Source organism: Flavobacterium procerum, from assembly GCF_042431625.1.
Lineage (GTDB): Bacteria > Bacteroidota > Bacteroidia > Flavobacteriales > Flavobacteriaceae > Flavobacterium > Flavobacterium procerum.
Genome location: NZ_JBHLYW010000009.1, coordinates 136,825 through 151,676, shown reverse-complemented (window position 1 = coordinate 151,676; position 14,852 = coordinate 136,825). Strand labels below are relative to the sequence as shown.

Below are 14,852 nucleotides of genomic sequence, written 5' to 3'. Positions count from 1 at the left end.
TGGAATGTTAAAAAGTGAATTGTACGCCTCCGGTAATGATTTTAAGAGGAGGAAGATAACCGCTGCTTGTAAATTCAGGATCTCCGTCCTTATACGGTGTGAAAGTCAGCAGATTCTGTCCCTGCAGGATAAAACTGCACTGTATGTCTTTGAAACGGACAGGGATCTTATAGGTCAAGGCTATGTTTTTGAGCCTAATATACGATGCATCCACTATGCCTGCATCACTGCTGCTGTATCGTGACTGTGCATTGATGGCTCCTGCGTTGTATCCTGCAGTATACATTTGATATGTTACATTGTCGCCTGGATTGAGCCAGCTGTTGCCTGCAATACGCTTGGGCTGGTTGTACATCATTCCCGGAATGCTTCCATAGCTAAAGTTGCGCTGCTTGACAAACTGAAACAGGAAGTCCAATTTCCAGTTTTTAAATGTGATCTGATTCTGCAGGCCGCCAAAAAAATCTGGGTTTAAATTAACCACAGTCTGCTTATCATTGGGCGAGGATAGAAGACCATCTCCGTTTTCATCTGCAAATCGATAAACTCCAGTATCAGGATCAACTCCCAGATATCTGTATGACAGCTGAATGTTAAGTGGTTGTCCAATTCTGTACTTATCTTTATAGGTTGAGCTTTCCAGATTAGGAAAACTAAGCAGTTTATTTCTGGAAAGACTTATATTAAAGCTGCTAATCCAGCTAAACTGCTTACGGGTAAAATTGACAGTACGCAGGGTGAATTCCCATCCTGTGTTTTGAACATCTGCATCTAGATTTGCCTGAAGCTGAGGGAAACCTGTAGTTCCGGGTAGCGGAACTCCAACCAGCTGATTAGAAGAACGGTTTCTATACCATGCGGCAGTCATAAACAGTCGGTCGGCAAAAAATCCCAGTTCAACGGCAGCTTCCAGTTTTTTATTGATCTCCCAGCCAAAATTTGGATTGAATAGCCTAGAGGGCTGAAGTCCTATGATGTTTTGATAATTAACTCCCGAGGAGGTGTAGGTGTCAAGAAATTGATAATCCCCAATCTGGTCGCTTCCAGTTGTTCCGTAACTTCCGCGAAGTTTAGCAAAACTAATAAAAGGACTGTTTTTTAAAAAACTTTCCTCGGAAAGCAGCCAGGCAGCTCCTACTGCGCCAAAGCTTGCAAATTGGTTGCCGGGACCGAATCTGCTTGAACCGTCCCGTCTTGCTGTCAGATTAATTATATAACGATCTTTCCAGTTGTAGTTAATTCTTCCAAAGAAGGCCTGATATTTATAAATGGTTTCATCGCTGAACTGCACCTGTTTAGTCACAGCTGATGCAAGGTCGTAGATGAGACTGTTGGAACTGAAACCGCTTCCAGACTGTATCAGACGCAGAGAATTTTGTCTCTGGAATGTACCGCCTGCAATTATTCCAAGCTTTCCGCCAGCAAATTGTTTGTCCCAATTGATCTGAGGCTCAATAATCCATGAACTTCTTGCCGTATTGTTGTTATATAACACAGAATTAGCGCTTGTATAGCCTAAAGAAGGATTATACATAGTTGAAGGAGCGGTTCTTAATTCGCTGTGTTGAAGATCAGTATAGCCGAAACTGCTTTTTAGTATCAGATCAGGTGTAATTTGATAGGATACAAGCGTATTGGCCAGGATGTCTTTTGTTTTGGAAAGGTATTCAGCTTTTAAGCCTCTTAATGGATTATTCCAAGTTCCATTCTCCCAGTTAAGACTGCCGTCATCACTATAAAGTGCAGGCGCATTGGGAACAATCAATTTGGATTCGTTTGTAAAATCAGAAGCAGGCTGGTCATTGTTCTGCACAGTATAGCTGGCAGAAAAATTCATACGGAATCTGCCGTCTGATGACTGATGGTTTAGATTAAAATTTGAACTACCTTTTTTGTAGATATAAGTGCCCGGGAATACGCTTGTTGAGGTGTGATAGTTACCGCTTAACAGAAACTGTGTGTACTTGTTTCCACCATTGACACTTCCACGCAGCTCCGTGAGAACTGATGTACCTCCTATGAGTTCTTTCTGCCAGTCGGTATACCTATTCTGGTCCCATGTTCCGTTGACGTCATAAGCACCGGCCGGGTAGGTATTTATTTTATCATTAACAAATGCCTGACGACGCATTTCAAGATATTGATCCGTATTCATCATAGTCATTAAACGTGTTACGGTCCCGGCTCCTGTTGAAGCATTTAGTGAAAATTTTGTTTTTCCTTCTTTCCCTTTTTTTGTGGTTATAAGAACTACACCATTGGCTCCGCGTGAACCGTAAATTGCAGTGGCGTCCGCATCTTTAAGGACTTCAATGCTTTCTATGGCATCGGGGTTTATGCTGTTAAGCGGACTTGTTGTGGATGGAAAAATTGTAGAGGTCTGGCTGTATCCAATTGTTTCTGACGCGTAAGGAACAACGTCAATAATATAGAGAGGCGAATTAGCATCTGCTCTTATACTGTTCTGGCCTCGAATCTGAATATTAAAACCTCCGCCGGGAACACCAGTATTCTGGGTGATATTTACTCCGGCCATGCGTCCCTGCATTGCTGCCAGAACATTAGTGACTGGCTGGGTCTCGATATCTTTGGAAGTAATACGTGCAATGCTTCCTGTGCGCTCGCTTTCTTTAACAGAGTAATAACCCGCATTAACTTTAACCTCCTGAAGTGTTGTGGTATTGTAGGATAATATGATGTTTACAACTTTACGTCCCTGAATTGGAACAAGTGAAGTTTTAAAGCCAATATAAGATACTACAAGTGTATCATTAGGTGAGCACGTGAGGGCAAACTGACCGCTATAGTCGGAAATAACCGCATTGTTTTTTTTGCTTTTAAGAGCAATAGTAACGCCAGGCAGGGGATTGGTGCCATCAGTGACAGTTCCCTGAACCTTATGTTGTTGGTCGAAGGTCATGTTTAGCTCATCAGAAGATTTGGCAAAAAGAGATGAGAAAGACAGGCAAAGCCAGATAAAAAAAAGGCAATAAAAATCTTTCCCATCCATGGAAAATGAATAGTTATTCATAATTTTGGGATTGGTTAGTTAAATATGATTTGATTGGCTACGGTCCTCTGCTCTAGTTAGTCGCTGCTGCAGGGGGCCATTTTTTATGCATTAAGTAAACTGCTTAATAGACATAACAAAGATTTGTTTAATACACAGGCAATGATAGTTTTAAAAAGTTCGACTGAAATACGAAACATTTAAAAAATAGGAAGTTTGATTTGCTAAGAATAATAAGAGAGTTTTGAGCATAAAAAAGGCGCGGAACTCAGCTTATTGACTTGAGGTACTGGAAATACCGAGGAACAATAAGTGAGCCCACGCCATAGGCGTGAGCATCTTACTTATCCTCTCGTTCCTTTTAAATTTCCAGTTTTCAAGTCGAGATTCTAAGCGAATGCTTCAAATATTTTTATGTGAAGAATCGCAAATATATAAATTCAAAAACAAATATAATGAAAAAAAACAACAACTATACATATATGTGTAGGAATAATATTTTTTTATACTGCAAATTTAACATGTGGAAGAAAAAGAGATAAATAAGGTACAAAAGAAGCTTGGAGCTACTATAAGGAAAATTAGAGAAGATAAAGATCAGTATTCTCAATCTAAATTAGCTGTTGAAATTGGTATGTCAGTAAATCAGGTTGCCAGAATAGAAAGGGGGGAAACGAATCCAACTGTAAAAACTTTAACTTTAATTGCAATAGCCTTAAAGGTTGATATAAAAGATTTGTTTTAAAAATTAAAAGATGCTTCGGCATCTTTTTTTATGTTCTGAATAATCAAAAAAATTTAATGGGTGTTCAATTATTTAATTATTGGTGATTTTTTTAATACAATTATACAATTGATTTAAGCAAATTATACTTGAGAATTCTTAAATTGTGTTTTAAATTAATAAAGAAATTGCTTTAAAATAATTTAAAAGAATATATTTGTTAATATTAGAAAATTGATTACTTGCAATAAAATAATTGAATAAAGTTAAATGACAAAAGTACCCTTTATTGTTTCTGCCAGAGCAGGTAAATTATTAGGAAGAGAAAATTTCTCTAATCCTGAGGGAGCTATTATAGAATTAGTTAAAAATTCATATGACGCCGATGCAAAAAATTGCCTCGTTGTATTTGATATAGTTTTCGAAACAGAAAAAGATAATGAGGGTAAGGAAAAAAAAGTGCTTAAAAATGAATTAAGCCAGATTTTTATAATTGATAATGGTGAAGGCATGACTAAGGATGTCATCGAAAACCAATGGATGAAAATCGGAACAGGAAATAAGGAAACAGATTTTATATCAAAGCAGAAAAGAATAAAGACAGGAGCAAAGGGAATCGGCAGGTTCGCACTGGATAGACTTGGTTTTAACGCTGAGATGTGGACAATATCAAAGAATAAGAAAGGTTACAACTGGAATATGGACTGGAAACAGTTTGATAATTCAGATAAATCAATTTCTGAAATTACCGCAGAATTAACAGAAAGTAGCGTTGATATTTCTAAATTTATTTCTAATAATTTCGAAAGTTTAAAAGTTGGTAGCCTAGTTAACGAAAGTAGTTTTACTACAGGAACGATTCTTAGGATATCAAACTTAAAAGATGATTGGTCTGATGATGAAATTGCTGGGGTTTTTAAAAGTTTAGAAGCCTTAATTCCGCCTAAGGAGTTAAATATTTTATTTGAGGTTACTTTTCAGCATATCCAGCAACCAAAAGAATTTGGAAAAGTCGAAACTGCTTTTTTTAATGACTATGATTATAAGCTCACAGCAAAGTATAATTCGGATGATCTTTCGGTTGATTTTGAGATAATAAGAAATGAGATTGATATTGAGATGCTTAAGAAGAAATTTCCAACTCTCTTTAAAAATGCTAAAGCGCCCTATGATTTAGAAACATTAGAAAAGAAAAGTTTTAAGTATTCTAAAAGTATTGATACTCTTTTAAAGTGGGATTTGAATGAAGCTAATATAAAGTTGCTGAAAGATGTAGGTTCATTTGATCTGACTTTTTATTATTTGAAATATAATAACTCTTTAAAAGAAAATTATCCGTATAAATCAATTAATCAGAGGGAAAGAAGAAGTGTTTTAGATAAATTTGGAGGTGTGAAAATCTACAGAGACTCATTTAGGGTAAGACCTTATGGAGATCCTGATAATGATTGGTTAAAACTTGGTGCAAGAGTTGCGCAAAGTCCTGCAGGAGCTGGACAGAGAGTTGGAGACTGGAGAGTCAGACCTGAACAGACAGCTGGAATTATAACGATATCAAGAAAAAATAATCCGTTATTAATTGATAAATCTGACCGTGGGGCTTTACAGGAAAATGATTCTTATGAAACATTCAAAAATATAATTATTGAAGTAATTCATGAATTTGAATTTGACAGGTCAAAAATTCTTAATATTTTTTATAAATTTTTTGCAGTAGAAAAAGAGAAGGAAAGGGAGAAAGAAATACAGAGAAGAGCTGAGTTATTGGCTGATAAAATCGTACTGGAAAGAAAGAATGCAGAAATTAAAATCTATGGAACAAGTAATAGAAAAATAGATTTATTTGCTGAACAGAAAGAAGCAGAAGAGAAAAAAGCATATGAAGAAGCTTTTAAAGATACTTTTAAAGCTATCGAAGATGAAACAAAAGAACTCTTTAATGAGGAAATTGTCCAGGTAAGAGGGCTCGCAAGTTTAGGTTTAATAATGTCTTCTTTTGCTCATGAGCTGAAGGAGGTTAGAAATAATTCTTCAGAAATTAAATTGCTGGAACGAATATATAAAAAACTTGCACCTCAGGAAGATAAGCTATTAATAGATTTCAGTGATGGAAACGATATAATTGACTTGCTTAAGGAAAATTCGGAAAAAATAAAGCATTGGATTGATTATTCTCTTACTGCTGTGAAAAAGGATAAAAGAAAGAGAGGAAAACTTAATTTTTCAACTTATTTAAAGACATTAGATGCGATTTGGGCAAAAACTTTCAAATTAAAAGATATTAATCTGATATTGAATGACAAGACAAAAGATATTGATTATTCATTTCGCGCATTTGAGATGGATTTAGATACAATTTTTACGAATTTGATTAATAATTCAATAGATTCTTTTAATAGTTTACATCAGGTGCAGGATAGAAACATCACAATATTTTTGCAGTTAATTGACGATGATATTGAAATCATATATTCGGACAATGGTAACGGATTGTCTAAAGTCTTCAAAGAGAAGGAAGAAATATTTTTGCCGTTTACAACAAGTAAAAAAGATAAGAAAGGCAATGAAATTGGTACAGGACTCGGAATGTATTTAGTTAAAAATGTTATAGATGACAATAATGGAAGCATTGATATTGTGGAACCTGAAAAAGGATTTTCAGTTAGAATTACGTTTCCTATAAGAAAAAATTAAACTATTATGGAACAGCAACCTTACAAGATTGGTTATATAGATGAAGATCCGCAGCAGGTAAAGAGATTTACAAGAAATCTACGCCCTCATGGTTTTGAAGTCATTGGATATGAATTTTATAAAAATATGACTCCAGAAAGTCTGATGGAGCAAGTTTATAATTCAGATATAGATTTATTATTGATTGATTATAAGCTTAAGGAATCAAATGTAGTCGGTTTTAACGGAGATGTAATTGAGAATTTAATTTATAACACTAAACCGCTTTTTCCCCATATAATTTTCACGAGTGATGTAGATCAGGCAGAAGCTCATGTTGATGACTGGAAAATTATTTATGATAAAGGTGATGTTTTTGTTGACGATGAAGAAGACACTACAAATTCAGACAGATTTATAAAAATGCTCATACGCAGTATTGAGCAATACAGGAAATATGTTGATTCCAGAAAGCAAGCACTTTCAGTTCTTCTTCAGAAAGGAGAATTGGAAGGACTTAATGCGACAGAAAAAAATGAAGCTCTTTCACTTCAAGATGAACTAAATAACTTGGATAAAAGCAAAAAGGAGGAAATACCCAGACAGTTAATTTCAATTGAAAAACTGGAGAATTTGGCCAAAAATCGTAAAGAAGCGGAAGAGTTCCTGCAAACATTAATTAATAAAAGCAAATGAATGTAAGAGACATACTTCCTGTCCGCAGGCAGACACCTACTAAATCCCCAACGGGAAAGAATTGGTCAGAGCATAAACCGGATCTCAAGGAGGATTTTAATAGCCACTGCGGTTATTGCGGTTCTTATGACGGCTATAGGCATACATATTTTGAGGTAGACCATTTTATTCCTAAAACCTTATTTGAAATAAAAGGGATCATTACCTACTGCCAGTACGATAATCTTGTTTATGCCTGCAAATTCTGTAACAATAAAAAACTGGCAAAGTGGCCTTCGAATGATGAAACCATTTCAGTCTTAAATGACCAGGGATTTATTGATCCCTGTGATGTTAATTTTGATCATCACCTTTACAGAACTGCTGATGGCGGAATTATGTGGAAAACGGCTCTTGGAAAATGGATGGCAGAAACGGCATTTAAGTTTGATGAAAGGAGCAGTTCTATAAAATTGTTATGGGAGTTAAATCAACGAAGAAAATTATTAGACCGGTTCATCATCGAACTTAACAAAAGAGATCAAAATTCAGATGAGTATAAAGCAATCAAAAAAGAAGCCGAAAAAATCAGTCTTGAATATTATATCTACGACAAAGAATTAATGGAATATTATAATAGCATATAGAGAAATGGATAAAAAAAAATCAGGCTCATATTATACTCCTAAAATTTTATCTGATTTCTTAATTTCACATATATTTAATAAATACGTTAACAGAGATAATTTGCAAATTCTTGAGCCAAGTTGCGGAGATGGGCAATTTATTTCCTCATTGTTTAATTGTATTAATGTCAACGAATTTAATTCCATTGGATTAACAGTCTGCGATATAGATAAAGTAGAATTAAACAAAACAATGAAACTGATTCCAAAATCAGATCAGATTACAAAAAAATCAGTTAATGAAGATTATTTAAATTTTTTCCTAAACACAAGAGAAAAGTATTCTTTCATTTTTGGAAATCCTCCATATATAAGAAAAAAAAATATGAAAGGGGAACAGATATTGAAATGTGAAGAAGTGCATGATAAAATAAGGGAATATAGTCCACTTATTAAATCTAAAGGTAAAATAAATAACATTTGGACTGCTTTTGTTGAATCTGCAATAATGAGTCTTGAAAATGACGGAGTAATGTGTTTTGTTATTCCCGCTGAAATAATGCATGTTAATTACACTAAGGAACTTAGAAGGTTGATCCAAAGTGAATTTGACAGAGTGGAGATTTTTGCATTTAATGAATTGATTTTTGATGGGATTCAGCAGGATGTTGTTGCTGTTGTAGGTGTTAAAGGAATCAGAAATATTGCTGAACATGGTTTTTCATTTTATCAGGTGGATTATCTTGATGATCTTAAAGAGCCAAAATTTACGGAATTACACAGCAATATACACAGATTAAATCTCGACAAGTGGACTAATTATATTTTAAGTGACGAAGATTTAAATTTCGTGGAAAATTTGAAAAATCAATTTCATCCGATTAAGTATTTCTGTGATAAAGCGCAGGTGGGAATAGTTTCAGCTGCGAACGAGTATTTCATTTTGAGAAATTCAGAGGTTATACAGAATAAACTAAATGAAGTAGAAGGTCTGGTTAAACCCATCCTTTCAAAAGGATCGGTACTGCCAAATCTATTAAACTTTAAAAAGTCTGATTATCTAAAGTTGCTTGAAGACAATCAAAAGGTTTCATTCATTCAGTTTCCGAATGAAGTAAAAGGAGAGTTAGATGAGATTTCTCTTGAGTATATTAATAAGGGAGAATGTAAAATAGGAAATGACGAAGGTGAATTGCATAAAAGATATAAAATGACTAAGAGAGAAAATTGGTATCATGTTCCCAGTGTATGGAAATCTGAAGGTGTTTTTGTCAAGCGATCACATCTATTTCCTAAAATAATAGTAAATAGTGCCAATTCGTTGGCAACAGATTCATTTTACAGATTAGAGACTAAACAAAATTATGATATTAAAAATTTAGCATTTTCATTTTATAATTCGTTGACATTTGTACTGGCTGAACTTGAGGGTAGATTTTATGGAGGCGGTGTTTTAGAATTGACTCCAAATGAGTTTAAAAATTTATCTATTCCTTATTATCCTAATATTACAACGAAGCAGTTTGATAAATTGGATTTGTTAATTAGGAAAGGAGAGCCAATAAATAAAATTTTAGATTATACAGATAATATTCTTTTTAGAAATTCGGAGGTAGATATTGAAAGATTAAGGAAAATTAGACTTAAGTTAGTAAATAGAAGAATAAAAAATCATACAACATCTTCTCTGTAACGATATAAATCATATAATCAAGTTTGTAAAAAACAAATGAGCTAAAATTATAGCTCATTTGTTTTTTATTGTATCTCTTTGTGTGTTTTTTTGAAATGTCGTGATGGAACTTAATGACCAATGATGATTTTTTCAATTAGAATACAGTAGTTATAGTATGATTAAACTCAATTAATAAGTATTTTGATAGTTATTAATGTTTATTATTTTGTAAGCTAAAATTTATATATTTATAAAAAAAAACATGGGAAAAAATTTCACAATTGATGCACGGCTTATTCTTCAGCTGGGGAGGGATAGTATAAAAAATCACACTACAGCTTTAACAGAACTAGTTAAAAATGCGTATGATGCTGATGCAACAAAGGTTGATGTGGAAATTCGTGAAAACTATATAAGAGTTGCAGACAACGGTTTTGGAATGACTGAAAATGAAATTAACAAAAACTGGCTGGTTATAGGATATTCAGAAAAAAGGAGTTCTAAAAAAAGTGAAAAAGGAAGAAGGAAAACTGGAGAAAAAGGAATAGGGCGGATAGCCACTGACCGGTTAGGTAAAATAGTTCAGTTGAAAACGAAATCACTTGATGATAAAATTCAAGGTTTAACAATTGATTGGGATCAATTTGATGTTGATAAAACATCTCTAGACTCAATTGAAATTCAAGATATTTTAAATCCAACTGTGAATCTTCCTAGGAGAGAGGATGGAAAAATCTCGGGAACAGAAATTATAATAACAGACTTAAGGGAAAAATGGACATCCCAGAATATTCAAGATTTATATGATGAACTATCTTACTTTATATCGCCTTCAGGATCAGATGATAAAAAGTTTGAAATAGAGTTATACAATGATTTTGATAGTAAATACTCGAAAAAAGTTTCTTCTGCCATGGATAAACTTTCAGAGATTGACTTAACAGCAGTTTATGAAGGAGGAGATGAAATTTTATACACCCTTACAAATAAGTATGTAAAAGGAGAGACGTTTAAGATCATTAAAATTAATGAATTATTTCAGCAGTTAGGTGTAATTAATATTGCTGTAGATAAATTAAAAAGTGGGCCTTTTACTTTAAAAATGTCATTGTTTGTGCAAAAAACATCATTACTATCAGGTACTGATTTTAAACTTACAGATTTAAGAGATTTTTTAAATAATAATTCAGGACTTAAAATATTTAGAGACAATATAGTGGTTAAGCCATATGGTTTTGCTAAGAGTGTACTTGGTTATGACTGGTTAAATTTAGCTGAGAGAAAAGCAAGAGATCCTGCCGGTGTTGGACGGGATACATATAAAATTTCTCCAAATCAATTAGTTGGTTCGGTTTTTATTTCAAGAGATGCAAACCCAAATTTAAAAGACAGTTCTGCTAGGGAAGGATTGGTTGAAAATGATTCGTTTTTTGCTATGAAAAATGTAATTGAGGGGGCTGTCATTCTTATGGAATCTTACAGAGTTAAGCTTTTAAAAAGCATAGATAAAAAAACAGAAAAAAAAGGTAAAACTAATTATGATAGTATAAAACTAATAACTACAGAGTTAAATGAAGTTAAAAAAGATTTAGAAAAGATTCAAGCGCATGTAGGTTTAATTGAAGATTTTAAGGGCAGTCCTTTATCTCATACCATTAATAAAATTAACCATGCAATTGAACAGACAGAGACTACTTTTGAAAACTTGATGGATGAAAAAAGGGTTTTAAATGCTTTAGCAACTTTAGGAATTTCATCTGCAGTATTTGGACATGAAACTGAGGACGCAATTTCAAATTTTAAGATCAGTTCAAAAAATGCGAAAGATTATTTAGGTATTGATAATGATATCGTAGCGACAGAACTTGCAAAATCTTATGAACTTGCAAAACTGGTTTCAGGCTGGGGCGCTTTTGCATTGGCACGGGTAGAGAGAGAAAAAAGGAGTAAGAGAAAAAGGATGATTTCTAAAGTAGTGACAGAAACAATTAAACAAATAAAACCCGCCTTAGATTCAAAATCAATTGAACTTATCCAGGAATATGAAGATTTTTATGCAGTTTCATATTCAATGGACATAGAATCGATTGTTCTTAATCTTTTGACCAACGCATTTACTTTTTGTGTTAATCAGACTAAGAAAAGAAAGATTAAAGTTGTTTTGTCTAAGAAAGTAATTGATACTAGGGCAGGTTACAATATAATTGTTAGCGATACCGGAAACGGAGTGCCTGATGAATATATGCATAGGATTTTTTCGCCCCTTTTTAGTACAAAATTAGATGGAGAAAGAAAACATAATGGAACTGGTTTAGGACTTACAATTGTAAAATCAATTGTTGATGAAATGAATGGATTTATTCAAGTAGGAAGAGATAGAGAGCTTTATGGAGCAAAATTTGAGATTTGGTTGCCAATCGAAATAATTTAAGATATGAGATATATAGGTTTAATTGATGACAGAGAAGTTACTAGGACAAGTCTTAAGCTTTCGCTTCGTGTTCCTCTTTTAGCTAATGGTAAGGAGAAACAGGAGTGGGATATAATAGATATAGAGCCATTTAAAGATATAAATGAATATATTGGCTGGATTTCAGAAAATGAAATTTCAATTCTTATTATAGATGAAAAATTAAATGAATCAACAGTAGTCAATTATTTGGGGCATAATGTTGTAATTATATTGAGAGATGCTTTTCCTGAACTTCCAATTTTTTGCATAACCGCAGCAAAAAGAGAACCGGATTTAAACGACAATTATAAGTATTATAATTTTATACTTTCCAAAGACGAATTTCAAGAGAGAAGAGACGAATTTGTAAATTTATTTATTAAATCAGGTGAGGACTTTTACAGAAAATATACTGAAAAGAAAGACCGCTTATCAGAAATAGCAGATTTTATGGCCGATCAAAATGGCGATGTTTCGGATGAAATCAAAAATGAAGCGGATGATATTCGTGATTTTCTGATGCTTACCCATAAAGTAGATAGTTCTTCAGCTGAGGCATGGCTTCACGAATTTTCTTCAAAAGTTAAGAATTTTGAAGATATACTGGAAAAAATAAACTCAGAACTTAAATAACATGAATTGGAAAATTATAGTAAAGAGCCCGGAAAATCTTCTTACAGAAAGATTATATCAAGAGTGCAAAGAAGATTTATCAAGAGAAGCTGAGCATCGATGTATTTATTGCTGTATTCATGAAAGCAGATTTGGTGGTATTAGAAATTTCCATGTCGAGCATTACAAGCCAAAATCAAAATATGATAAGCTTAAAAATACCTATTCGAATTTATTTTATTCATGTTCAATATGCAATTGTTTTAAAGGAAATGATTGGCCAAACGATCCAGATGATGTTTATGAAAAGCCTTTTTATCCTGATCCTTTAATTGTAAATTACAGTGATTATATGATGGTTGACTACGAAACAGGATTTGTCGAAGGTTTAAGGAAAACGACTAAATATGTAGTTGAAAAACTTTATCTAAATAGACCCCAGTTAGTTAATGAAAGAAAATTTTTTGGACTAATGGAGAAAATGCGCTTAAATTATCAATTGTTAGAGAATATTGAATTAAGAATGTCCAATGCCTCTCAGGAGGAAAGGATTAGAGTCATGGACTTATTTATTAAAGCTACATCCGCCATGAGAGAAATAAGTCAACTTCAAATTAAATTACAGACAGTCAACCCTTATACAATTGTACAAGTGAGGAGGTAATTATTAAAGAAATCTTAGCAATAGAAAATATATTCCATATATTAAATTGGAAATTATTTAGGCGTTATTTTTATACCTTCCAATACCTTTATGTAAGTTTCTGATTTTCCTGTTTCTTTTTGTAGGCTGTCGTTTTTCTTTTGAAGATCTTTAATTTTGATATCTAATTTTTGTTTCTCAATTAAATTCTTGTCATTATCAAGACAGAAGGAGAACATAAAAAATGTGATGAATATTAAAATTAATGGCCCATAAAAGAACCAAAAGCGTTTTTTAGAATTTAATACTGCTTTGAATCCAAAAAAGGAAATGTTAAAGCCACTCTGCTTTGTTATGGAATTACTTAATCCTATTTCAGGAATAATTTTGTGCCATTTATTTTCTATAATTGTAGCTTGATTTACTGCTCCTAATAAAAACTTATGGTACCAGTATCTGTCCATGAAAAAGAAACACATGATTATTACGCCCCCTATAAAACTAAAAACAGTTATGCCATTAACTTCATAACCAGCAATTGTAAAGGCAATATTTTCTTTTATTATGTATCCCAAAGTTGCAATAATAAAAGTAAAGGCTGTTAGAGCAAGATTTCGTATTCTAAGGCCAATATCATTAAAGTGTTGCTGTACTTTTACAATATCGCTCCAAATAGAAATGATATTTGGGATTAGATCTTTATCTGTTTTCTTATAAAATGAGGTAAATAAGAAGTGATTAAGCAGTTCGCTGAATGACTTTTCTAAAATTACATCTGCCTTAACTTCATCATTGAAATGTCTTTGTTGAAATTCTGCCTCTCTGTTAACATCTTCCTGTGACCAATGAGTAACTTCTTTTAAAAGCTGGTACTTATCGTTACTTATTTCGCTTCCATATTTTGCATATACACTTGTGATTTTTGCGTCGTTTGCCATTCTAATATCACGGTCTATTTTATCACCAATGTAAATGGCATTTTCTTTTGGAACTTGAAAATCTCTTAAAATTATACCGAGAATTTCACTATCAGGTTTTTTAATTGTCTTTGACAAATATCTAATTTCCGTCTTTAATGGCTCCCAATGTCCATCGTCGTAAACCCTTTCAACACTTTGTGGTACACCAGTATCTAATGGGGTATAAATACAATCAAAAATGCCATCAAGATCTAAATGTTTGAGTCTATATTTAGTGAAAAATGCATTTGATTCGGTGAATCCTATAATAAGTACTCCTTGAGATTTTAATTGTAAAAGTGTTTTTAAAACACCATCATACATTTTTAAATTTGATTTTTTGTTGCTGTTATATTTGTGTATAATACTTTTACCAACTAAAGGTTTCTTGATAATTTTTTCCTTTTGTTCATCACTCAATAGTTCAAGTTCGCTAAAAGCAAAAGAGACTTCTGTAGTATTATATTTTTGGTGTAACTTTTTAAAATCAAGTTTCAAATTGTCTTCATCAATTCCAGAAAAATCTAAAATTTCATTAAAATAAGGATGAAAAGAACTATGCCACATTGTGAGCCAATCCCAAATTGTATCATCTAAATCTGTTACAACACAATTTTTAATAGTATGCATACTCATAGTTCTTTTTCTTTTGGAACTAAATTAATATTTTTTATCTATAATCAATTAGATTAATATGATTTTTCCAGAATCTCTTTCTTATTGAGAGTATCTTTAAATCATAAATTTTAACTATGTAATCCCTAATAAATTTTCAGCGTGTAAATAGTTCAAGCTAGTAAGAG

At 32.8% G+C, this 14,852-nt stretch carries 10 protein-coding genes; 8 read left to right on the top strand and 2 right to left on the bottom strand.

What is annotated here, in order from left to right:
- Nucleotides 1–7 precede the first annotated feature (7 nt).
- Complete coding sequence (locus ACFFLS_RS11990) at nt 8–3,031, bottom strand: SusC/RagA family TonB-linked outer membrane protein (RefSeq protein WP_379686628.1); 3,024 nt, start codon at nt 3,029–3,031, stop codon at nt 8–10.
- A 502-nt stretch (nt 3,032–3,533) separates the two neighbouring features.
- On the opposite strand from ACFFLS_RS11990, the gene ACFFLS_RS11985 reads away from it, so the two are divergent.
- The 8 genes from ACFFLS_RS11985 (at nt 3,534) to ACFFLS_RS11950 (ending at nt 13,111) form a co-directional block, all read left to right on the top strand.
- On the top strand, nt 3,534–3,755 hold the full coding sequence (locus ACFFLS_RS11985) for a helix-turn-helix domain-containing protein (RefSeq protein WP_379686630.1): 222 nt from the start codon (nt 3,534–3,536) through the stop codon (nt 3,753–3,755).
- A 249-nt stretch (nt 3,756–4,004) separates the two neighbouring features.
- Nucleotides 4,005–6,428 carry an ATP-binding protein gene (locus ACFFLS_RS11980; protein ID WP_379686631.1) on the top strand — a complete coding sequence of 808 codons (2,424 nt, stop codon included), beginning with the start codon at nt 4,005–4,007 and terminating at the stop codon, nt 6,426–6,428.
- A 6-nt stretch (nt 6,429–6,434) separates the two neighbouring features.
- Complete coding sequence (locus ACFFLS_RS11975; RefSeq protein WP_379686633.1) at nt 6,435–7,103, top strand: hypothetical protein; 669 nt, start codon at nt 6,435–6,437, stop codon at nt 7,101–7,103.
- Nucleotides 7,100–7,729, top strand: a complete 630-nt coding sequence (locus ACFFLS_RS11970; RefSeq protein WP_379686635.1) for an HNH endonuclease — start codon at nt 7,100–7,102, stop codon at nt 7,727–7,729. The genes ACFFLS_RS11975 and ACFFLS_RS11970 overlap by 4 nt, the downstream gene beginning before the upstream one ends.
- 4 nt (nt 7,730–7,733) lie before the next feature.
- Nucleotides 7,734–9,401 (top strand): Eco57I restriction-modification methylase domain-containing protein, encoded by a 1,668-nt coding sequence (locus tag ACFFLS_RS11965; protein ID WP_379686636.1) that lies wholly within the window; start codon nt 7,734–7,736, stop codon nt 9,399–9,401.
- A 244-nt stretch (nt 9,402–9,645) separates the two neighbouring features.
- The gene (locus ACFFLS_RS11960; RefSeq protein WP_379686637.1) at nt 9,646–11,814 is read left to right on the top strand and encodes a sensor histidine kinase; all 2,169 of its coding nucleotides are present in this window, start codon (nt 9,646–9,648) and stop codon (nt 11,812–11,814) included.
- A gap of 3 nt (nt 11,815–11,817) precedes the next feature.
- On the top strand, nt 11,818–12,468 hold the full coding sequence (locus ACFFLS_RS11955) for a hypothetical protein (protein WP_379686639.1): 651 nt from the start codon (nt 11,818–11,820) through the stop codon (nt 12,466–12,468).
- A 1-nt stretch (nt 12,469) separates the two neighbouring features.
- Nucleotides 12,470–13,111: an HNH endonuclease gene (locus ACFFLS_RS11950; protein ID WP_379686641.1), complete on the top strand. Its 642-nt coding sequence runs from the start codon at nt 12,470–12,472 to the stop codon at nt 13,109–13,111.
- Between the two features lie 53 nt (nt 13,112–13,164).
- Here the strand turns inward: ACFFLS_RS11950 and ACFFLS_RS11945 are convergent, their stop codons facing one another.
- A complete protein-coding gene (locus ACFFLS_RS11945) occupies nt 13,165–14,685 on the bottom strand; it encodes a haloacid dehalogenase-like anti-phage phosphatase MisB (protein WP_379686642.1) in 1,521 nt (506 codons plus the stop codon).
- Between the last annotated feature and the right edge of the window lie 167 nt (nt 14,686–14,852).

Coding starts and splice junctions, on each gene's coding strand:
- ACFFLS_RS11975 (WP_379686633.1), top strand. CDS start 6,435: ATGGAACAGCAACCTTACAAGATTGGTTATATAGATGAAGATCCGCAG.
- ACFFLS_RS11965 (WP_379686636.1), top strand. CDS start 7,734: ATGGATAAAAAAAAATCAGGCTCATATTATACTCCTAAAATTTTATCT.
- ACFFLS_RS11970 (WP_379686635.1), top strand. CDS start 7,100: ATGAATGTAAGAGACATACTTCCTGTCCGCAGGCAGACACCTACTAAA.
- ACFFLS_RS11990 (WP_379686628.1), bottom strand. CDS start 3,031: ATGAATAACTATTCATTTTCCATGGATGGGAAAGATTTTTATTGCCTT.
- ACFFLS_RS11945 (WP_379686642.1), bottom strand. CDS start 14,685: ATGAGTATGCATACTATTAAAAATTGTGTTGTAACAGATTTAGATGAT.
- ACFFLS_RS11960 (WP_379686637.1), top strand. CDS start 9,646: ATGGGAAAAAATTTCACAATTGATGCACGGCTTATTCTTCAGCTGGGG.
- ACFFLS_RS11955 (WP_379686639.1), top strand. CDS start 11,818: ATGAGATATATAGGTTTAATTGATGACAGAGAAGTTACTAGGACAAGT.
- ACFFLS_RS11980 (WP_379686631.1), top strand. CDS start 4,005: ATGACAAAAGTACCCTTTATTGTTTCTGCCAGAGCAGGTAAATTATTA.
- ACFFLS_RS11950 (WP_379686641.1), top strand. CDS start 12,470: ATGAATTGGAAAATTATAGTAAAGAGCCCGGAAAATCTTCTTACAGAA.